Source organism: Micromonospora wenchangensis (assembly GCF_002210435.1).
In the GTDB taxonomy this organism is placed as follows: domain Bacteria; phylum Actinomycetota; class Actinomycetes; order Mycobacteriales; family Micromonosporaceae; genus Micromonospora; species Micromonospora wenchangensis.
Window position 1 is genome coordinate 1 of record NZ_MZMV01000067.1, and the last position, 18,458, is coordinate 18,458.

Genomic DNA, 18,458 nt, shown 5'->3' on the forward strand with positions numbered 1-18,458 from the left:
CGGCGGCGGCGACCAGGCCGAGCACCAGCGGCTGGTGCGGCCCGGACGGGCCGGTGGGCAGGGCGTCGAACCCGCCGCCGGGCCAGATCTCCCGGCCGGCCCGCAGCAGCGCCCGGCCCTGCCGGCGGGAGACGGCCCGCAGCGCCGGGGCGGCGGTGCGGGCGTCCAGTTCGGCGTCCAGCCGGGCCAGCGTCGCCCGCCGGTCGGCGGCCCCGGCGGCCCGGTGCGCCGCCACCGCGAACGCGGCGGCGACCAGCCCGCCGGTGGCCAACCGGCCGCGCAGGAACCCGGCCAGGGTGGCCGGGTCGGTGACCAGCCCGGCCGCCACCGCCGCCTCCAGGCCGCCGGAGTGGGCGTGCGCCCCGGCGGGGAACCTGCCGTCGGCCAGCAGCAGCACCATGCTCGACGGGGTCATCAGAACAGGTGGTACCGCTGGGCCAAGGGCAGCTCGGCGACCGGTTCCGGGTCGACCACCACCCCGTCGATCCGGACGGTGAAGGTGTCCGGATCGACCTCGATGCGCGGCAGCGCGCCGTTCTCGGGCAGGTCGGCCTTGCCCCGCGAACGCACGTCGGCCACCGGGACCAGCGGGCGGCGCACGTCCAGCCGCAGGCCCGCCTCCAACGCGGCCGGCGCGACGAACGCCACGCTGGTCGCGGCGGGCACCACGCCGTACGCGCCGAACATCGGCCTCGGCAGCATCGGCTGCGGGGTGGGGATGGAGGCGTTCGCGTCGCCCATCTGCGCGTACGCGATCATCCCGCCCTTGATCACCAGGTGGGGCCGGACGCCGAAGAACGCCGGGTCCCAGAGCACCAGGTCGGCGAGCTTGCCCGGTTCCACCGAGCCGATCTCCCGCTCCAGCCCGTTGGCCATCGCCGCGCAGATGGTGTACTTCGCCACGTAGCGGCGGGCCCGGTGGTTGTCGGCCGGGCCGTCACCGGGCAACGCGCCCACCCGGCGCTTCATCACGTGCGCGCTCTGCCAGGTCCGGGTGATCACCTCGCCGACCCGCCCCATCGCCTGCGCGTCCGAGCCGATGATGGAGATCGCCCCGAGGTCGTGCAGCAGGTCCTCGGCGGCCATCGTGGACGGCCGGATCCGGCTCTCGGCGAACGCCAGGTCCTCCGGCACCGACGGGTTGAGGTGGTGGCAGACCATCAGCATGTCGAGGTGCTCGGCGAGGGTGTTGCGGGTGTACGGCCGGGTCGGGTTCGTCGACGACGGCAGCACGTTCGGTTCCCCGGCCACCGTGATGATGTCCGGCGCGTGCCCGCCCCCGGCCCCCTCGGTGTGGTACGAGTGGATCGCCCGACCGGCGATGGCACGCAGCGTGTCGGCCACGAACCCGGCCTCGTTGAGGGTGTCGGTGTGGATGGACACCTGCACCCCGGACGCGTCGGCGACCCGCAGGCAGGCGTCGATCGCCGCCGGGGTGGTCCCCCAGTCCTCGTGCAGCTTGAACCCGCCCGCGCCGGCCCGCAACTGCTCCCACAGCGCCTCGGTGGAGACCGTGTTGCCCTTGCCCAGCAGCAGCACGTTCACCGGGAGGGCGTCCAGCGCCTCGTGCATCCGGGCCAGGTGCCAGGCGTTCGGGGTGACCGTGGTGGCCCGGGTGCCCTCGGCCGGGCCGGTGCCCCCGCCGACCAGGGTGGTGATGCCGGAGGTGAGCGCCTCGGTGACGATCTGCGGGCAGATGAGGTGCACGTGGGTGTCCACCGCCCCGGCGGTGAGGATGCGCCCGTTGCCGGCGATCACCTCGGTGGACGGGCCGATCACCAGGTCCGGGTGGACGCCGGGCATGGTGTCCGGGTTGCCGGCCCGGCCCAGTGCCACGATCCGGCCGTCGCGCAGCCCGACGTCGGCCTTCACCACCCCCCAGTGGTCCAGCACCACCGCGCCGGTGATCACCGTGTCCAGGGCGCCCTCGGCCCGGGTGGCCCGGGACTGGCCCATCGACTCGCGGATCACCTTCCCGCCGCCGAAGACGGCCTCGTCGCCGCCGACGCAGTGGTCGACCTCCACCTCGATCAGCAGGTCGGTGTCGGCCAGCCGGATGCGGTCGCCGGTGGTCGGGCCGTACAGGTCGGCGTAGCGTCGCCGGTCCACGGTGCTCACCGGTCCGCCTCCGCGTCGCGTGGGCCGGACCCGTCGGCATCCGGGCCCGGGTCGAGGGGGCCGGCGACCTCGCCGCGCAGCCCCGGCACCACCCGCGCCCCGCCCAGCGGCACCAGGTCCACGGTGCGGCTGACGCCCGGCTCGAACCGCACCGACGTTCCCGCCGGCACCGCGAGCCGCTGGCCGTACGCGGCGGCGCGGTCGAAACGCAGCCCCGGGTTGGTCTCGGCGAAGTGGTAGTGCGAGCCGACCTGGATCGGCCGGTCGGCGGTGTTGACCACCAGCAGGGTGGTCACCGGACGCCCCACGTTGATCTCGACCGGCCCGTCGCCGGGCAGGATCTCCCCCGGGATCACGGGATCGGGTGGTGCACCGTCACCAACTTGGTGCCGTCCGGGAACGTCGCCTCCACCTGCACCTCCCCCAGCATCTCCGGAATGCCGTCGAGCACGTCGTCGCGGCTGAGCACGGTCCGACCGGCGGCCATCAGGTCGGTGACGGTCCGGCCGTCCCGGGCCCCCTCCAGCAGGAAGGCGGTGATCAGGGCGACGGCTTCGGGATAGTTGAGGCGCAGTCCGCGCTCGCGCCGACGGCGGGCGACGTCCGCGGCGACGTGGACGAGCAGGCGGTCCTGCTCGTGGGGCGTGAGGAACACGGGATCTCCCGGGCGGCTCGGCGTGTTTCCCACCGTAACGGCCGGAACCGGGCCGGGGGCGCGGAACGGGCACGGGGCAGGAAGGACACACGGGACCGCCGTCGGGCCACCGGCAGGGTGCTCCGGGGCCCCACCGGCCCCGGCCCGCCACGGGGCCACTCGGCGGTGGTGGTTGGGAAGGACCGCACCGCCAACCGCTGGACCGACCGTAGAGGATCACCCCGGGCCGTGGCAACGCCCCGGCGCGACGTCAGGCGAACAGCAGCAGCGGGTCGGCGTCGCCGCGTACCCCGACGAAGCAGGCGGCGGACGTCCGGCAGCCCCGACGCACCTCCCGCACCCCGTGCATCCGGCCCGCCTCGAACATCACCAGGTCACCCTGGCCGGGCAGCACCGTGTCGTGCGGCGGCCCGACCCGTTCCGGGTCGAGTCCGTAGTCGAACGGGTCGGCCTTGAGCGCCACGAACTCGTCCTCCCCCAGGCGTCCCCAGAAGTCGATCTCGCCGCCGTCACCGGGCGCCGGCACCTCCAGGTAGATGTTGACCCCGAGCCGTCGGCGCAGCCGGTACGTGTCCAGCAGGGGGATCTGCCGGCGGTCGATGTGCGGGCGGCCCCGGCCACCGGGGGTCATCCGACGCAGCACCCCGGGGAGCATCATCCGCCCCTCGTGCCGGCCGACCGTCGCCCCGTACGGCCACATCTCGTCGAGGTCCAGCCGGATCAGGTCGGTCGGTGACTGCCGGCCGGCGAACACCTCGTGCCGGATCAGCCGGGTCGTGGCCGGCGCGTCGTCGAGGTACCGGCGGACCACGTCACCGCCGTTGGCGACCTGCCCCATCGAGGTGCCGACGCTGGTGAACTCCGTGGTGAGGGAGAAGTTCGCCGCCGCGACGGCGGCCACCACCCGGGGCAGGACGGCGTCGCACTCGGCCGGTGGGAAGTACTCCCGGTGCCAGATGAGGTCGATCTCCCCGGTGGCGAGGTCCCGCAGCGACCCGGGGGTCAACCGGTCGCTGCGGCGCAGGTGTTGGCTCACGTCACTCCCTCGTCGGGCGGCTGCGGCACGGGCCGCGCTCATCCGCCCTGTAGCTGTCGCAGGTCGGCCTCCGCCCGTACCGCGTCGGGGTGGTCGTCGCCGAGGATGCGCCGCCGGTCGGTGACCACCTTGGCGAGGACCTTCTCGGCCTCCACCCGGTCGCCGGTGGCGACCAGCGCCTCGGCCAGGGTGTGCCGGGCAGCGATCATCCCGAGGTGCTGCTCCTCCCGCCGGGCGGTGTCGGTGGCGAGGATCGCCCGCAGGTCGGTCAGCGCCTCGGCGGCCCGCCCCTCGTGCAGCAGGCAGGAGCCCAGGGTGTGCCGGACGGTAAGCGTCTCCAGGTGGTCGGGGGCCCAGTGCCGCAGCCGGATCTCCAGGATCTCGGTCAGCTCGGCGCGGGCCTCGGCGTACCGGCCCTGGGCGGCCACCGCGCGGGCCAGGCTGTGCCGGGCGGTCATGGTGTCCCGGTCCTCCGGGCCACGGACCCGGAACTCCGCCCGGACGATCTCCCGTAGTTCCTGCTCGGCGTCGGCCCACCGGCCCTGCTCGAAGATGGTCCGGGCCAGCTTGTGCCGGCTGGCCAGGGTGTTGCGGTGCTCCCGGCCGAGCAGCGCCTCACGGGCCGGGATGATCTCCCGCAGCTCGGTCTCGGCCCAGTCCAGCTGCCCCTGTTCCAACGCCGCCCGGGACCGCTCGTGGCGCAGGCTGAGCACCGCCCGCTCCCGGGGGTCCAGGCCGATCCGGCGGCAGGCGGCCAGGCAGCGGTCGAGCAGGATCTCGGCCTGGCCGGGCAGGCTGACGGCCAGCAGGAAGCGGGCGATCAGCCGGGCCAGGTCCAGTGCGGTGGTGAGCAGTTCCGGCTCGGTGCGCGGCAGCTCCCCCGCGTCGAAGAAGGCCAGCACCGCCCCGGTCGTCGGCGGGGCCAGCACGTGCCAGCTCGCCCACTTGTCGGGCTCGTCCGGGTCGAACTCCTCCTCCCGGGGCCGGTCCGGGTCCCGCAGCCGCAGCACGTCGAGCAGGGTGAGCACCAGCTCGTGGTAGGCGGGCCGGTCGGCGATCACGTCGGGGTGGTCGTGCACCAGCTCGCGTACCAGCGGGTGCAGGGTCACCACGTGCGCGACCGGCGACTGCGCGGGCAACGACCCGATCACGCCGAGGTCGACCAGGGCGAAGTCGGCGAGCGACCGGAGCACCTCGCGCAGCCGGTCCTCGCCGATCTCACCGACCAGTCGGGACGCCGACAACCGGGCCGGGTCGAGCAGGATCTGGTACGGGATCGGCGCGTCCCCCAGCGAGGCCAGCAGCCGCAGCACCGGGCGGGCCTGGGCCAGCCCCCGCCCGGCGAGCAGGTCCAGCGACATCTCCCAGGACTGCACGACCGGCCGTACCGCCCGGTCGAACGCCTGCGACACGGTGCGGGTCGTGCCGGCGCCGGAGCGCCGGTCCAGGGCCTCCCGGTAGCCGTCGTAGGTGCGGATGGACACCCCGGGGCCGCCGACCGGGATGCGGTTGGCCTCGGCGAGGTAGGTGCCCGCCCCGCGCAGGGCCAGCGGATGCCCCTTGAGCCGGGTGGCCAGGCTGGTGGCCTGGGCGAGGCTGCCGGGCGCGTCACCGGCGAGGTCGATCAGGACCTGGGCGGCGTCCGGTGGGGAGAGTTCCCGCACCGGGTGCATGGTGGACCAGTCGCCCCAGGTCTCCTGGCGACCGTCGCGGGTGGTGACCAGGACCAGCCCGTTGCGGGTACGCGGCTGGCGGAACCACCCGGTGCCCTCGGCGACCCGGCCGTCGAGCGGGGCCAGCAGGGACGGCTCGTCGGCGTTGTCGAAGATCAGCAGCCACGGCCGGTCCGACTCGTTGAGCAGCGTCCACACCAGTTCCACCGGGCTGCGGGTCTTGCCAGCCCAGGCCAGGTCGAGCTGGCTCTCCGGGGCCTGGAGCTGGCCGGCGATCTCGCGCATGCCGGCACTGACCCGGGCCGAGTCCTTCGCCGAGATCCACCAGACCAGCCGACCGCGTGCCTCCAGCCGGCGGGCCACCTCCAGCGCGGTGGCGCTCTTGCCGCAGCCGCCCAGCCCCCAGAGGATCTGGGCGGCCTCCTCGGCCGGTCGGGGCGTGCCGGCCGGCGGCTCGGCGGCCCGCAGGATCGTCTCGACCAGTTCGTCGCGGCCGCGCAGCGGCAGCCGACCGGGGCGGGGCGGGGTGATGGAGAAACCGGCGTCCTGCGCCGCCCCGGTCATCGCCGACCGGGGCCGGGGCGGGGGGCCGGGGTGCGCCCGGACCGGAACGTGGACGGGACGCCCGGCGCCGCGTGGCGCCGGGAACGGACCGGGGACGGGAAGGACCGCCGCGTTGCGGGCCGAGCCGCTCGGGTCTGGTGAGCGGGACCGAGGGAACTCATCTGACCTCCCGGAGGGGCGGGACGACAGGGGCCACGCCCCCACGGGCGGGTGCGGCCCGGGGTGGTGATCCTTCCCCCAACCCTACCCGTCCGCAGCGCCGGTATCACTGCGTGTCGACCACCCGGGCCGAACGTGCGGGTCTTGTGGACGGGACGGCGGGTCGGGTCGACCGGGCAGGGGACGCCGACGGCGTCAGCCCGTCGGCCGCACCGGGTGTTGGCGGACCGACGGTACCGTGCCGGCCATGTCGACTGTGGATCTGCTGGCCTGGCTGCCCGTGCACGGGCACATCGACTGGGGGTCGGTGCCGGACTGGTTCGGCGGCCTCGGCACGGTGGGCACCCTGCTCTTCGGTGTGCTCAGCCTGCGCCGGGAGATCCGGGCCCGCCGGCGTGAGGACCGGGCCGCCCGTGCCCGGCAGGCCCGCCTGGTGTCGACCTCGACCCGGATCGAGGGCGGCGGGGTGCTGAGGGTGCGGGTCACCAACGACAGCGACGGACCGGTGTTCGACCTGACCGCCACGCCCCGGGTCCGGGGCGTGGCCGACGACGGGGACGTCGTCGTCGGGGTCGCGGCGGTGACCGGTCCGGTGGACCGGCTCAACGGTCACCGCGACGGCGAGCTGTTCGTCACCGTCGACCGCGCGGTCGACCTGACCGGTTTCGCGTCGGCCACCGTGGAGCTGTGCTTCACCGACCAGCAGGGCAACCGGTGGCGACGGCGGGGCGCAACGGAACCGGAGCTGGACCTGGGTGCCGAGCCGTCGGGCCGCCGGCTTCGACTGCCGTGGCGGCGGGGCTGACCGGCGGTCAGCCCCGCCGGCCGGAGGCGGTCAGGTGGTGGGGGTGACCGCCGCCAGCCACTGCTGGGCCAGCACGGCGTGACCGGACGGGGTCAGGTGCACCCCGTCGTCGGTCCACACCCGGTCGTCGACGTCGGCGGTGTCGAACCGTGCCTGCACCGCGACCAGCGTCGCGTCGAACTCGGCGGCCAGCTTGCGCACCGCGTCGAGCTTCGGGTCCAGGTCCTCGTGCCAGCGCCGCTGGTCGTCGTCGACCGGGAGCAGGAACGGTTCCATCAGCACCAGCCGCACGTCGGGCAGCGCGTCACGGGTGACACCCAGCACGTGCCGGTAGTCGGCGGTGAACTCCTCGACGGTGGTGGCCTCGCCGCTGCTGTACCGCCGCCAGGTGTCGTTGATCCCGATCAGCACCGACACCACCTGCGGGGACAGCGCCAGGCAGTCGTCCGACCAGCGGGCCCGCAGGTCGCGTACCCGGTCACCGCCGACGCCCCGGTTGCGGAAGGTCACCAGGTGACCCGGGTGCCGCGCGGTGAACCAGGCGGCGGCCATCATCGCCCAGCCCACCCCGAGGTCGGCGGGGTCGGTCCGGTCCCGTCCGGCGTCGGTGATGCTGTCGCCGATGAACAGCACCCGACCGTCGCGCGGTATCTCCACCGTCATCCGTCCGCTCCCCTGTCGTCGTCGGACGCCCATCATCCCCGCTGTCCGACCGGGACACCAGCGCGGAACTCGGCGCGGCGGTGGTGTCCGTCGCGTGTCCGGGCCGGCCGACCGGTACAGTAGTGCTCCGCATCCGACGCCCCCACCGGGTGTCGTGCGTGAGCGTCAAGCAGCGGCGCGGTCCCCGGCCCGTCCCGGCGGCTGCACCCGCGGCCCACCGGCATGGACCGACCATCACGCGCCGCCGGCTCCGGCCGGTGGTTTCGCGCCGGTTCGCAAGGACGTCAGACGCCATGCCGCAGTCACCGCTCGACCTCACCGAGGCTGTCCTCCGGTTGGGGTCCATCCGTCACGACGAGATGGGCCTGGACGCCGTCCTGTCCCGGATCACCGAGGTGGCCCTGGAGAGCATCCCGGCCGCCGCCGAGGTGACGGTGACCCTGGTGCACGGCACCGAGGCGACCACCGCCGCCCACACCGGCGAACTCGCGCTCCAGCTCGACAGGTGGCAGTTCGAACAGGGCCGTGGCCCGAGCCTGGACGCGGCCACCACCGGCGCGGTGCTGATCGTGGCGGACATGACCGAGGAACGACGCTGGCCGGAGTGGGCGGCGCGGGCGCACGCCGTGGGGGTGTGCTCCTCGATGTCGCTGGGCCTGCCGATCCAGGAGGCGGTGGTGGGGGCCCTCAACCTGTACGCCACCCGGGTCGGCGCGTTCGGCCCGCTGGCCGCGCCGGCCCGGACGTTCGCCGACCACGCCGCGGTGGCCCTGGCCAACGCGCACCTCTATGACAGCACCGCGACGCTGGCCGGGCAGATGCAGGAGGCGATGCGCAACCGGGCGGTGATCGAGCAGGCGAAGGGCATCATCATGGGGCAGCGCCGGTGCACGGCCGACGAGGCGTTCGCACTGCTGGCCCGGGTGTCACAGAACTCCAACCGCAAACTGCGGGACGTGGCGGAGGCCCTGGTACGGCAGGTCACCCAGCCGGTGCCCGGTCAGCCCACCGCCGCCGACCGCTGAGACACGGGGGTCAGCGGCTGCCGGCGGTGGCCCGACCGACGAGGGCGGCGGCGACGTCGCGCAACCGGCGGTGGGAGTCCTGGGAGAGCTTGGCGAGGATGCCGAAGGCCTCGTCGGCGGTGCACCGGCGTTGCCCCATGATGATGCCCTTGGCCTGCTCGATCACCGCCCGGCTCTCCATCGCCGAGCGCATCTGTTCGGCCAGGGTGGCCGCGTTGGCGTAGAGGTGGGCGTTGGCCAGGGCCACCGCCGCGTACGCGGCGAACGTCCGGGCCAGTTCCACCGTCCCGGTGTCGAACGCGTGCGGCCGGGTGCCGTAGAGGTTGAGGGCACCGACCACCGCCTCCTGGATCGGCAGGCCGATCGCGACCACGCTGCCGATGCCGGCGTCGACGGCCCGCGCCGCCCAGCCCGGCCAGCGTTCCTCGGTGCCGGTGTCGGGCACGACGAGGGTGTCGCCGGTGACCGAGGCGTCCAGGCACGGCCCGTGGCCCTGCCGGTACTGCCACTCGTCGAGCCGCAGCGCGGCGTCGCCGGTGACGGCGACGCTCTGCGGGCTGCCGCCGCGCAGCAGCGTCACCGACACCTCGGACACCCCATGCAGGCTGCGGCAGGCCAGGTCGGCGATCATCCGCAACACCTCGTCCACACCCACCTCGTCGAGGCGGATCCGGCCGAGTCGGGCCAGGGCGTCGTGCGGGGAGAGCGGGGGCGCTGCCATCACGCGGCTCCTTTCCGGTGGCGTCCCCCGGCTGCCCGTGATGGGGGGCGCGTGGCGCGTCGGCCCCCGGCCCGACGGTGGGCCCGGCGCACCGGGGTGCGCGACAATCCGCACCATACCCGGACCCGGTGCCGGCCGCCTCCGCACGCACCACCGGCGGGTGGCCCGCAGGGGCCGGTCAGGCCAGGTAGGCGGGCGGCACCGCGTCGGTGAGCCACACGCCGTTGGCGCTGCGGTAGAAGGTGTGGCCGTCGCGGGCCATGGCCGCCGCGTCGACCGTCAGCACCACCACCGGGCCACCCCGGCGGGCCCCGACCCGCCGGGCCGTCGGCACGTCCGGCGACAGGTGTACGTGGTGCCGTCCGCCCCGGTTCAGCCCGGTGGCGCGGATCGAGTCGAGGGCCGCGGCCCCCGTGCCGTGGTAGAGCCGCGCAGGTGGCGGTTGCGCGGTCAGCCCCAGGTCGACCGGGTAGGAGTGGCCCTGGCTGGCCCGGATGCGTTCCACCCCGTCGGCGTCCCGGGTCACCGCGAACCGTTGCTTGTCGTTGCCGGCGACCACGGCGTCGAGGGTGGGCCGGTCGATCCGCAGGGCGGCCAGCAGGTCGGTGACGCCCACCCACCCGCCCGGGTCGGGGGCGAGGCCGAACCGGGCGGGTCGGTGGCGCAGGGCCAGCGCGATCCGTTTGCTGGTCCGCACCAGCGTGTGGTGATCCATGTGCAGCATTGTCGGGCCGGTGGCGGGCCCGATCCACCGGTTATCCGGTGCCGCGCCCGCCCCTTGCGGCCGGGTCAGCCGGCGGCGCGCAGGGCCTCGGCGAGGGTGGTGGGTCGGCGGCCGAGCAGCTTCTCCAGGTCCTCCACGGGCACGTACAGCGCGCCCCGGGCGAGGCCCCGGTCGGCGTCGGCGAGGGTGGCCGCGTACGGGTCGGGCAGCCCGGCGGAGACGAGCAGTTCGGTGTACACCGGCACCGGCAGGTCGGTGTAGCGGACGTCGCGTCCACTCTGGCGGGACACCTCGGCGGCCAGTTCGGTCATGGTGAACGCCTCGCCGCCGAGTTCGTAGACCTGACCGGCGTGGCCCTCGGTGGTGAGCACCTCGGCGGCGGCCTCGGCGTAGTCGGCCCGGGTGGCGGCGCTGACCCGGCCGTCGCCGGCCGACCCGGCGACCCCGTGGGCCAGGTAGCCGGCCAGCTGACCTGTGTAGTTCTCCAGGTACCAGCTGTTGCGCAGCAGCACGTACGGCAGGCCCGAGGCGCGCAGTTCCTCCTCGGTGGCCCGGTGTTCGGCGGCCAGCAGCAGGTCGGAGGTGTCGGCGTGGGCGATGCTGGTGTAGACGACCAGACCGACGCCGGCCCGGCGGGCGGCCTCGATCACGTTGTGGTGCTGCGGCACCCGCTGGCCGACCTCGCTGCCGGAGACGAACATCAGCTTCTCGGCGTCGGCGAAGGCGGCGCGCAGCGAGTCGGGGTCGGTGTAGTCGGCGGCCCGGACTCCGACACCCCGCTCGGCGAGGTCGGCGAGCCGGTCCACGGTGCGGCCGAGGGCCACGATCTGCCCGGCGGGTACGCCCCGGCGCAGCAGGGATTCGACGATCAGGCGGCCCAGGTGGCCGGTGGCCCCGGTGACGACGACGGACATGGTGCTCTCCTTCGGGTGGACGTGCTCGTGTCGTACTGGCCAACACGCAGGTGGGAGTCGATACTTCCCGGCGGAGAGCAGGCACCTTGAAGTTTGTGACGCACTGATGGAGAGTATTGGTATGAGACCCGACCCGTTCCAGCGCGACTGCGGCAGCCGGCAGGTCATCGACCGGATCGGCGACCGGTGGAGCGTGCTGGTCGTGCTCACCCTCGCCGACGGCGGACGCCGCTACGGCGAACTGGCCGAACGCATCGACGGGATCAGCCAGAAGATGCTCACCCAGACCCTGCGCGGGCTGGAACGCGACGGCCTGATCACCCGCACCGTGCACGCCAGCGTCCCGCCCCGGGTCGACTACGCCCTCACCGGCCTGGGCCGCAGCCTGCTCGAACTCGTCTCCGGCCTGGAAGCCTGGGCCACCACCCACCTGGCCGAGGTGCAGGCGGCCCGGGCCCGCTACGACACCGACGCCCTGCGCCGCCCGCCGGCCACCACGCGGACCACCCGCCGGTAAGGGGCGGACGTGAGGGCCGTCATAACGGGTGGACGACCGGCCGGTCGCTGCTGCTAGATTTCGGGCAGGTCATGAGCGCCAGCGTCAAGCCCCGGCTCGCTGGCCGGCAACCCTCCGCCACGGTGGGGTGCTCCGGGTGAGGACCAGGCACCGGTGAACGACCCGGTGCAAGCGTGGCCTGGTCACCCCAGGTCGACACCGATCAGGGAGAACCCGTGTCGCACCAACCACCCGCCCCACCCGGCGACGGCGTCACCGCCGTGACCCGACCCGCCGTACGGTCCGTCGGCGTCCGGCTGGTCAGGCGGCGGCACGTCGACCTCATGCGGGTGCACAGCGACTCCTGTCGCCGCCGCTAGTCGACCCCTCTTCCCGTAACACCTCCCGCGGGGTGCCCGGTGGGCATCCCGTCGGCGGCGCGCGTCCGCCGCCGCCCGACCACCTCCGGAGACACCCGTGCGATTCCTTCCTGCCCTGCCCACCCCCCGACTGCCCCGCGCCGCGTGGAAGCGGGTCGCCGCGCTCGGCGTCGCCGCACTGCTCGCCGGCACCACGCTGACCGCCTGCGGCGGCGACACCGAGCCGGCCGACAACCCGTACGACCTGCTCCAGCCCGGTGTGCTGCGCGCCGGCACGCTCACCGACGCCCCACCGAACGTCTACCTCAAGGACGGTACGTTCACCGGCTTCGACAACGACCTGCTCGTCGCCGTCGCCGGCAGGGTCGGGCTGAAGGTCGAGTTCGTCGGCACCGACTTCTCGGCGCTGCTGTCCCAGGTCAACAACCGCAAGTTCGACGTCGGCAGCTCCTCGATCACCGTCACCGAGGCGCGGAAGAAGACCGTCGACTTCGGCAACGGCTACGACTTCGGCTACTTCGGCCTGGACGTGCCGGCCGGTTCCCCACTCACCGGCTTCGACCAGCTCGCCGGCAAGCGGGTGGTGGTCGTGCAGGGCACCGTGCAGGACGACTACGCCACCTCGCGCAAGCTCGACCCGGTGCGGGTGCCCGACTACAACGGGGCGATCAACCAGCTCAAGGCCGGCACCGCCGACGCCTGGATCGCCCCCGCCGAGATCGGCGAGAAGTCGGCCGCCGACAGCAACGGCAAGATCACGGTGGCGGCCACGGAACTGAGCCCGGCCCCCACCGCGTACGCCGTCGCCAAGGGCAACGACGCGCTGCGCGAGGCGCTGGACAAGGGCCTCGACGAGGTCATCGCCGACGGCACCTGGACCCGGCTCCAGCAGCAGTACTACCCGGGTCGGCCGATCCCGGCCGGCTTCACCCCCGGCAGCGGCGACGTCAAGGCCCCGGGCGCGAAGACGCCGTCGGCCTCGGCCACCTCCTGACGGTACGACCAGACCAGCGAGCGGGGCGGTGGGAGAACGATGGATCCGTTGAGCACCCTGTGGGAGACCTTCTTCGACTGGGACTCCATGCGCGAGGCGCTGCCCGAGATGCTGACCGTCGGGCTGCCCAACACGCTGATCCTGGCGGTCTCCGCCGCCCTGCTCGGCTCGGTGCTGGGCATGGCGCTGGCCGTGGCGGGCATCTCCCGTACCCGGTGGTTGCGGTGGCCGGCCCGGGTGTACACCGACGTGTTCCGGGGCCTGCCGGCCGCCGCCACCATCCTGCTGATCGGCGTCGGCCTGGCCCCGCTCGGCATGCAGGTGTGGGGGCCGAACCCGTACCCGCTGGGCATCCTCGCGCTGTCGCTGATCGCCGCCGCGTACATCGGGGAGATCTTCCGCTCCGGCATCCAGAGCGTGGAGGCGGCGCAGCTGGAGGGGGCCCGCGCGCTCGGGTTCTCCTGGGGTGAGGCGATGCGCCTGGTCATCGTCCCGCAGGGGGTACGCCGGGTGCTGCCGGCCTGGGTGAACCAGCTGATCGCGCTGATCAAGGACTCCAGCCTGGTCTACTTCCTCGGCCTGCTGGCCAGCCAGCGGGAACTGTTCCGGATCGGGCAGGACTACGCCGCCAACACCGGCAACCAGTCGGCGCTGCTGCTGGCCGGCCTGTGCTACCTGCTGCTGACCGTCCCGTTGACCCATGCGGTCAACGCCATCGACCGGCGGCTGCGCCAGGGCCGGGCGGTCACCGTCGACCCCGACGACGACGGCGGCGGGCTGGCCCTGGCCGGTGCGACCGCCCCACCGCAACCACGCCCCACCCGGGAGGACCCCCGATGACCGCCGGCACCGCGACCACCACCCCGGTCAGCCTCGGCCTGCGCGACGTGCACCTGGCCTTCGGGACCAACCGGGTGCTGCGTGGCGTCGACCTGGACGTCGCCCGGGGCGCGACGGCCTGCGTCATCGGCCCGTCCGGCTCCGGCAAGTCCACCCTGCTGCGCACCGTCAACCGGCTGATCGAACCGGACTCTGGTGACGTCCTGCTCGACGGGCGCAGCGTGCTGCGCGACGACCCGGACGCCCTGCGGCAGCGCGTCGGCATGGTCTTCCAGCAGTTCAACCTGTTCCCGCACATGACCGTGCTGCGCAACATCACCCTGGCGTTGCGCAGGCTCAAGAAGCTGCCCGAGGAGGAGGCGATCGCGCTGGCCCGTTCCCAGTTGGCGCTGGTCGGCCTCGCCGCCAAGGCCGACTCCCGACCCGCCCACCTCTCCGGCGGGCAGCAGCAGCGGGTCGCCATCGCCCGCGCGCTGGCCCTGCAACCCCAGGTGATGCTCTTCGACGAGGCCACCTCGGCGCTGGACCCGGAACTGGTCAAGGGGGTGCTCGGGGTGATGGCCGAACTGTCCGCCGGGGGCATGACGATGGTGGTGGTCACCCACGAGATGGGCTTCGCCCGCTCGGTCGCCGACACCGTCGCGTTCATGGACCACGGCGTCGTGCTGGAGGCCGGCGCACCGGCGGCGGTCTTCGAGGCACCGCAGCACCCCCGGCTGCGCCGCTTCCTGTCCCAGGTGCTCTGAGACGGCGACGCCGCTCCCGGCAGGGCGGGAGCGGCGTCGGACGGTGCAGATGACCCGACGGTCAGGTCATGTCGTCGTAGCGGCGGTCGATCGGCCTGGGCGGGGCCACCGGCTCGGAGGCGTGCACCGGCTCGGACAACTCCAGCTCCGGCGTGGCCACCACCGGATCGTCGTCCAACTCCAGCGGCGACACCTCGTCGTCACTCAACCCCGCGTAGGACTCCTTACGCCGCCCCTTGCGCCGGTCGTTGATGAACGCCACGCCGACTGCGGCGAAGTAGAGCGCGCAGAGGCAGATCGCCAGCGCGGTCATGCCGAACGGGTCGGGGGTGGGCGTCACCACGGCGGAGAAGGCGAAGAACACGAAGACCGCAACCCGCCACCAGCTCAGCAGCCTCCGGGCACTGGCCAACCCGACGAAGTTGAGCATCAGCACTACCAGCGGGAACTCGAACGCCACCCCGAACAACAGGATCAGGTTGGTGACGAACGAGATGTAGCGGGTGACCTCCAGGGTGGTGGAGATGTCGCCGCCGGAGATGTCGAGCAGGAACTCCAGGCCCTTGGTGGTAACGAAGAAGGCCAGCACCGCGCCGGCCGCGAACAGCGGCGCGGCGAGCGTGGTGAAGATGTACGCGTACCGCCGCTCGTGCCGGTGCAGACCCGGCGCGATGAACGCCCAGAGTTGGTAGAGCCAGACCGGCGCCGCGATGATCAACCCGACCCAAAGGCCAATCTTCAGATTGAGCAGGAAGACATCGGCAACGCCGAGCTGGACGAACTTACACAGCCCGGTATCCGGGTCCTTTGCCTGAGGCAGGTCGCAGTACGGCTTCGAGAGCAGTACCCGGACCGGCGTCGCCAGCCAGATACCGAAGCCGAAGCCGACCAGGATCGCCAGCGAGGCACGGAACAGCCGGTTCCGCAGCTCACGGACATGTTCCATGAGCGTCATGGAGCCGTCGGCGGCCCGTTCGAAGGTGCTGGGGCCGCGCTTACGGAGGGCGAAGGCCACGGTGATCGGGCCCTTCGGTCAGTTGTCGCGGACGCGCTGCACCGGGTCGACCGGCGGGGCGAGCGGCTGCTGCTGGGGCTGCGGCGGGGCGTACTGCTGCTGAGGCTGCTGGACGTACTGCTGCTGGGGCTGCGGCGCGTACGGCTGCTGCTGCACGGGCTGCTGCTGGGGCGGCAGCGGCTGGTAGCCGGCCTGCGCGTCGGCCTTCTCGGCCAGGTCGCGGTCGTCGTCGGCCAGGCTCTTGGTCTCCGCCTTGATGATCCGCAACGAACGGCCGAGCGAGCGGGCCGCGTCGGGGAGCCGCTTCGCGCCGAACAGCAGGATCAGCACGACCACGAGTACGGCGATGTGCCACGGCTTGAGGGCACCCATGGGAAGCTCCAGTCGCTCTGTGTCGAAGGGTGTGTCGGAGCCCATCGTACGTGCGTGACGGGCCGCTGCCACCCGCCGGGCCACCGCTGATGCGGCCCGGCCGGTGAAGTCTTGACCACCTGCGAGTGTCCCGTCAACCACCTGGACGGGTGCAGAGCTGCGCGAAAGGGACTCCGGACGGGCACCGGGCGGGCGGCCCACCGACCGCTGTCGATCAACTCCCGCGCTTCGCCTTGATCAGTTCGAGCCGCTGCTGGGTCGTCTCGGTCTGCCGTTGCAGCGCCTCGGCCCGTTCCTGCAACGCTTCGGCGCTGTGCCGCAGCGTCTCGGCCTCGGCCTGGCGGCGCTGCAACGCCACCGCCGCCCGGCGCAGCCGGGGCAGCCGCACCAGCACCGGACGGACCGCCAGGGCCAACACGACAAGCGCGAACAGCAGCACCGCCAGCACGATCCACTTCACCACGGCGGTCAGCCTACCGGCACGTCACCGCGCCCGCCGGGCCGGCCGAGGCCACCGGGCGTCGCGTACGCCTCCAACGCGGCGGTGGCCTGGGCGCGTACCTGGGTGGCCAGCTCGACCGGGGCGAGGACGGTGACGTCCGGGCCGAGCCCGAGCACGAAGCGGCGGGCCCAGTCGAGGTCGGTCACCCGCAGCGACACCAGCCAGTGGTCGCCGTCGACCTCGACCCGCTCACACGGGTAGTACTCGGTGATCCACCGCTCGCCCCGGCCGATCCGCAGGGTGATCAGCGGCAGGTCCGGTGACGGCTGGAACACCCCCTGCCGCAGGTCGTGCGGGCGGGCCTGCGGCGGCACCACGGCCGGCTCGTCCAGCTCGACCACGGCGTCGATCCGGTCGGCCCGGAACAACCGGACCGCCTCGGCACGGCGGCACCACGCCTCGACGTACGCCCGGCCGTCGACCATGAGCATCCGCAGCGGGTCGATGACGCGTTCGGTGCTCTCGTCCCGGGCGGCGGTGTAGTAGGTGATCCGCAGCGCCCGCCGCCGCTCGACCGCGGTCCGCAGTTCCTGCACCCGCTGGCTCTCGCCGGGCAGCCGGACGGCGACCGGGGCGCCGACCAGGTCACCGGCCGCGTTCTCGATCTTGGCCAGGGCCCGCTCGACGGCCTCCCGGTTGGCCACCCCGGGCGTCTCGGCGAGCATCCGCAGCGCCACCACCAGGGCCAGCGCCTCGTCCGGGGTGAGCCGCAGCGGCCGGTCGATGCCGGCGTCGTAGGTGATGGTCACCCGGTCGCCGTCGAAGGCCATGTCGATCAGGTCACCCGGGCCGTAGCCGGGCAGCCCGCAGACCCAGAGCAGCTCCAGGTCCTCCCGCAGCTGCCGTTCGGTGACGCCCAGGTCGCCGGCCGCCTCGGCGATCTCGATGCCCGGCCGGGCCAGCAGGTAGGGCACCAGGTTCAGCAGCCGGGCCAGCCGGTCGGCGGAGGTGCGCGTGGCGGGGCGGGTCACCGGGCACCCCCGGCCACGGCCAGCTCGTCGTGCCGGGCGGCGATCTCCTTGAGCCGTTGGATCACCGCGTCGCGTACCTCGGGTGGGTCCAGGACCCGCACGTCCGGGCCGTAGCCGACGAGCTGACCGGCCAGCGACTCCGGATCGGCGTAGGGCAGCACCAGCCGGTCGCCGTCGGGGCCGGGCACGCTCTGCACCGCCCACCGGCGCAGCCCGGCGGCCCGCCCGGGGGTGGCCAGCACGGTGGCCCGGCCGGTCCGCTCGACCGGCCCGGACCAGGTGGCCACGTGCGAGATCAGGTCGACGCCGGCCGGTGGCTCGTAGCCGCCGGGGGCACCGGTGACCCGGACCGCGCCGGTCACCCGGGACAGCCGGAAGCAGCGGGTCGCCGCCCGGTCCCGGTCGTGGCCCACGACGTACCAGCGGCCCCGCCAGCAGACCACGCCCCACGGCTGCAACCGACGCCGGGTCGGCGCGTCCCGGTCGGGCACCCGGTAGTCGAAGGTGACCTCGCGGCGGTCCCGGGCGGCGGCGGTGAGCGGGGCGAACGACGGGTCGACGGTGACCATCGGCTCCAACCCCAGGGTGGCCTGCGGGTCGACGTCCACGCCGGCCGCGCGCAGCTTGGCCAACCCCGAGGAGGCGGCGGCGGCCAGCCCGGCGTGCTGCCACAACCGGGCGGCGATGCCCACCGCGGCGGCCTCGTCCGGTTCGAGCGGAATGTCGGGCAGGGCGTACTCCCGGTGGGCGATCCGGTAGCCGGGTTCGGCGTCGAACACGCTGGCCGTCCCGGTCTCCAGCGGCACCCCCAGCTCGCGCAGTTCCGCCTTGTCCCGCTCGAACTTGCGCTGGAACGCCTCGTGTTCCCGGGCGTCGTCCGGATCGTGTTCGTAACCGGGCACGGTCGCGGCGATCTGCGCGGCGGTCAGGAACCGCCTGGTGGACAGCAGACAGATCACCAGGTTGACCAGGCGTTCGGTACGACTCCGCGACACGGGGTGAACGCTAGCAGCCCGGGCGCGATACCCGTGCACCCGCGCGGGGTGTGGCGTGACGGACAGCCCGCCGCCCAGCGGGGGCGGCCC

22 protein-coding genes and 1 riboswitch are annotated in these 18,458 nt (G+C 73.8%); of the genes, 7 read left to right on the top strand and 15 right to left on the bottom strand.

What is annotated here, in order from left to right; translation table 11 throughout:
• From B5D80_RS27400 to B5D80_RS27425, 6 genes are all read right to left on the bottom strand, one after another.
• A partial coding sequence (locus B5D80_RS27400) for an urease accessory protein UreF (RefSeq protein ID WP_281253503.1) occupies window positions 1-415 on the bottom strand: 415 nt, incomplete at its 3' end.
• The gene (locus tag B5D80_RS27405; protein WP_088646839.1) at window positions 415-2,118 is read right to left on the bottom strand and encodes an urease subunit alpha; all 1,704 of its coding nucleotides are present in this window, start codon (window positions 2,116-2,118) and stop codon (window positions 415-417) included. The genes B5D80_RS27400 and B5D80_RS27405, both read right to left, overlap by 1 nt.
• The gene (locus B5D80_RS27410) at window positions 2,115-2,474 is read right to left on the bottom strand and encodes an urease subunit beta (protein ID WP_088646840.1); all 360 of its coding nucleotides are present in this window, start codon (window positions 2,472-2,474) and stop codon (window positions 2,115-2,117) included. Before B5D80_RS27410 ends, B5D80_RS27405 begins: the two co-directional genes overlap by 4 nt.
• A complete protein-coding gene (locus tag B5D80_RS27415) occupies window positions 2,471-2,773 on the bottom strand; it encodes an urease subunit gamma (RefSeq protein ID WP_088646841.1) in 303 nt (100 codons plus the stop codon). Before B5D80_RS27415 ends, B5D80_RS27410 begins: the two co-directional genes overlap by 4 nt.
• A 250-nt stretch (window positions 2,774-3,023) precedes the next feature.
• Window positions 3,024-3,809 carry a 2OG-Fe(II) oxygenase gene (locus B5D80_RS27420; protein WP_158224251.1) on the bottom strand — a complete coding sequence of 262 codons (786 nt, stop codon included), beginning with the start codon at window positions 3,807-3,809 and terminating at the stop codon, window positions 3,024-3,026.
• 38 nt (window positions 3,810-3,847) lie between these two features.
• On the bottom strand, window positions 3,848-6,046 hold the full coding sequence (locus B5D80_RS27425; protein ID WP_088646843.1) for a tetratricopeptide repeat protein: 2,199 nt from the start codon (window positions 6,044-6,046) through the stop codon (window positions 3,848-3,850).
• Between the two features lie 406 nt (window positions 6,047-6,452).
• On the opposite strand from B5D80_RS27425, the gene B5D80_RS27430 reads away from it, so the two are divergent.
• Complete coding sequence (locus tag B5D80_RS27430) at window positions 6,453-7,010, top strand: hypothetical protein (protein ID WP_144081780.1); 558 nt, start codon at window positions 6,453-6,455, stop codon at window positions 7,008-7,010.
• A 30-nt stretch (window positions 7,011-7,040) separates the two neighbouring features.
• Here B5D80_RS27430 and B5D80_RS27435 read toward each other — a convergent pair whose 3' ends face one another.
• Window positions 7,041-7,673: an SGNH/GDSL hydrolase family protein gene (locus B5D80_RS27435; RefSeq protein ID WP_088646845.1), complete on the bottom strand. Its 633-nt coding sequence runs from the start codon at window positions 7,671-7,673 to the stop codon at window positions 7,041-7,043.
• A gap of 293 nt (window positions 7,674-7,966) precedes the next feature.
• On the opposite strand from B5D80_RS27435, the gene B5D80_RS27440 reads away from it, so the two are divergent.
• Window positions 7,967-8,698 carry a GAF and ANTAR domain-containing protein gene (locus tag B5D80_RS27440; protein WP_088646846.1) on the top strand — a complete coding sequence of 244 codons (732 nt, stop codon included), beginning with the start codon at window positions 7,967-7,969 and terminating at the stop codon, window positions 8,696-8,698.
• Between the two features lie 10 nt (window positions 8,699-8,708).
• Here the strand turns inward: B5D80_RS27440 and B5D80_RS27445 are convergent, their stop codons facing one another.
• The 3 genes from B5D80_RS27445 to B5D80_RS27455 all read right to left on the bottom strand — a co-directional run bounded on the left by B5D80_RS27445 (window position 8,709) and on the right by B5D80_RS27455 (window position 11,057).
• Entirely contained in the window at window positions 8,709-9,419 is a 711-nt protein-coding gene (locus tag B5D80_RS27445) for a GAF and ANTAR domain-containing protein (protein ID WP_088646847.1), read from the bottom strand.
• A 178-nt stretch (window positions 9,420-9,597) separates the two neighbouring features.
• Window positions 9,598-10,134, bottom strand: a complete 537-nt coding sequence (locus tag B5D80_RS27450) for an RNA 2'-phosphotransferase (protein WP_088646874.1) — start codon at window positions 10,132-10,134, stop codon at window positions 9,598-9,600.
• Window positions 10,135-10,208: 74 nt separating this feature from the next.
• Entirely contained in the window at window positions 10,209-11,057 is an 849-nt protein-coding gene (locus B5D80_RS27455; protein WP_088646848.1) for an SDR family oxidoreductase, read from the bottom strand.
• A 121-nt stretch (window positions 11,058-11,178) separates the two neighbouring features.
• On the opposite strand from B5D80_RS27455, the gene B5D80_RS27460 reads away from it, so the two are divergent.
• The 5 genes from B5D80_RS27460 (at window position 11,179) to B5D80_RS27475 (ending at window position 14,513) form a co-directional block, all read left to right on the top strand.
• Window positions 11,179-11,574 carry a winged helix-turn-helix transcriptional regulator gene (locus B5D80_RS27460; protein ID WP_088646849.1) on the top strand — a complete coding sequence of 132 codons (396 nt, stop codon included), beginning with the start codon at window positions 11,179-11,181 and terminating at the stop codon, window positions 11,572-11,574.
• A gap of 67 nt (window positions 11,575-11,641) precedes the next feature.
• Window positions 11,642-11,754, top strand: a riboswitch (SAM riboswitch).
• 35 nt (window positions 11,755-11,789) lie between these two features.
• Entirely contained in the window at window positions 11,790-11,933 is a 144-nt protein-coding gene (locus B5D80_RS33510; protein ID WP_158224252.1) for a hypothetical protein, read from the top strand.
• Between the two features lie 97 nt (window positions 11,934-12,030).
• Window positions 12,031-12,927: an ABC transporter substrate-binding protein gene (locus tag B5D80_RS27465; RefSeq protein WP_245855013.1), complete on the top strand. Its 897-nt coding sequence runs from the start codon at window positions 12,031-12,033 to the stop codon at window positions 12,925-12,927.
• A gap of 39 nt (window positions 12,928-12,966) precedes the next feature.
• Window positions 12,967-13,767, top strand: a complete 801-nt coding sequence (locus B5D80_RS27470) for an amino acid ABC transporter permease (RefSeq protein WP_088646850.1) — start codon at window positions 12,967-12,969, stop codon at window positions 13,765-13,767.
• Window positions 13,764-14,513: an amino acid ABC transporter ATP-binding protein gene (locus B5D80_RS27475; RefSeq protein ID WP_088646851.1), complete on the top strand. Its 750-nt coding sequence runs from the start codon at window positions 13,764-13,766 to the stop codon at window positions 14,511-14,513. Before B5D80_RS27470 ends, B5D80_RS27475 begins: the two co-directional genes overlap by 4 nt.
• A gap of 61 nt (window positions 14,514-14,574) precedes the next feature.
• Here B5D80_RS27475 and tatC read toward each other — a convergent pair whose 3' ends face one another.
• The 5 genes from tatC to B5D80_RS27500 all read right to left on the bottom strand — a co-directional run bounded on the left by tatC (window position 14,575) and on the right by B5D80_RS27500 (window position 18,368).
• The gene (tatC, locus tag B5D80_RS27480; RefSeq protein WP_088646852.1) at window positions 14,575-15,528 is read right to left on the bottom strand and encodes a twin-arginine translocase subunit TatC; all 954 of its coding nucleotides are present in this window, start codon (window positions 15,526-15,528) and stop codon (window positions 14,575-14,577) included.
• A gap of 18 nt (window positions 15,529-15,546) precedes the next feature.
• Window positions 15,547-15,900: a Sec-independent protein translocase subunit TatA gene (gene tatA / locus B5D80_RS27485; protein ID WP_088646853.1), complete on the bottom strand. Its 354-nt coding sequence runs from the start codon at window positions 15,898-15,900 to the stop codon at window positions 15,547-15,549.
• Between the two features lie 214 nt (window positions 15,901-16,114).
• A complete protein-coding gene (locus B5D80_RS27490; RefSeq protein WP_088646854.1) occupies window positions 16,115-16,363 on the bottom strand; it encodes a hypothetical protein in 249 nt (82 codons plus the stop codon).
• Window positions 16,364-16,368: 5 nt separating this feature from the next.
• Window positions 16,369-17,373, bottom strand: coding sequence for a helix-turn-helix transcriptional regulator (locus B5D80_RS27495; protein ID WP_088646855.1), 1,005 nt, complete (start codon window positions 17,371-17,373; stop codon window positions 16,369-16,371).
• Window positions 17,370-18,368 carry a helix-turn-helix transcriptional regulator gene (locus B5D80_RS27500; protein WP_088646856.1) on the bottom strand — a complete coding sequence of 333 codons (999 nt, stop codon included), beginning with the start codon at window positions 18,366-18,368 and terminating at the stop codon, window positions 17,370-17,372. Before B5D80_RS27500 ends, B5D80_RS27495 begins: the two co-directional genes overlap by 4 nt.
• Window positions 18,369-18,458 lie beyond the last annotated feature (90 nt).

What these genes read in the sequence shown, in the direction of transcription:
- B5D80_RS27425 (WP_088646843.1), bottom strand. Translation starts at nt 6,046, where the DNA reads ATGACCGGGGCGGCGCAGGACGCCGGTTTCTCCATCACCCCGCCCCGC.
- B5D80_RS27430 (WP_144081780.1), top strand. Translation starts at nt 6,453, where the DNA reads ATGTCGACTGTGGATCTGCTGGCCTGGCTGCCCGTGCACGGGCACATC.
- B5D80_RS27435 (WP_088646845.1), bottom strand. Translation starts at nt 7,673, where the DNA reads ATGACGGTGGAGATACCGCGCGACGGTCGGGTGCTGTTCATCGGCGAC.
- B5D80_RS27440 (WP_088646846.1), top strand. Translation starts at nt 7,967, where the DNA reads ATGCCGCAGTCACCGCTCGACCTCACCGAGGCTGTCCTCCGGTTGGGG.
- B5D80_RS27445 (WP_088646847.1), bottom strand. Translation starts at nt 9,419, where the DNA reads ATGGCAGCGCCCCCGCTCTCCCCGCACGACGCCCTGGCCCGACTCGGC.
- B5D80_RS27450 (WP_088646874.1), bottom strand. Translation starts at nt 10,134, where the DNA reads ATGGATCACCACACGCTGGTGCGGACCAGCAAACGGATCGCGCTGGCC.
- B5D80_RS27455 (WP_088646848.1), bottom strand. Translation starts at nt 11,057, where the DNA reads ATGTCCGTCGTCGTCACCGGGGCCACCGGCCACCTGGGCCGCCTGATC.
- B5D80_RS27460 (WP_088646849.1), top strand. Translation starts at nt 11,179, where the DNA reads ATGAGACCCGACCCGTTCCAGCGCGACTGCGGCAGCCGGCAGGTCATC.
- B5D80_RS27470 (WP_088646850.1), top strand. Translation starts at nt 12,967, where the DNA reads ATGGATCCGTTGAGCACCCTGTGGGAGACCTTCTTCGACTGGGACTCC.
- B5D80_RS27475 (WP_088646851.1), top strand. Translation starts at nt 13,764, where the DNA reads ATGACCGCCGGCACCGCGACCACCACCCCGGTCAGCCTCGGCCTGCGC.
- tatA (WP_088646853.1), bottom strand. Translation starts at nt 15,900, where the DNA reads ATGGGTGCCCTCAAGCCGTGGCACATCGCCGTACTCGTGGTCGTGCTG.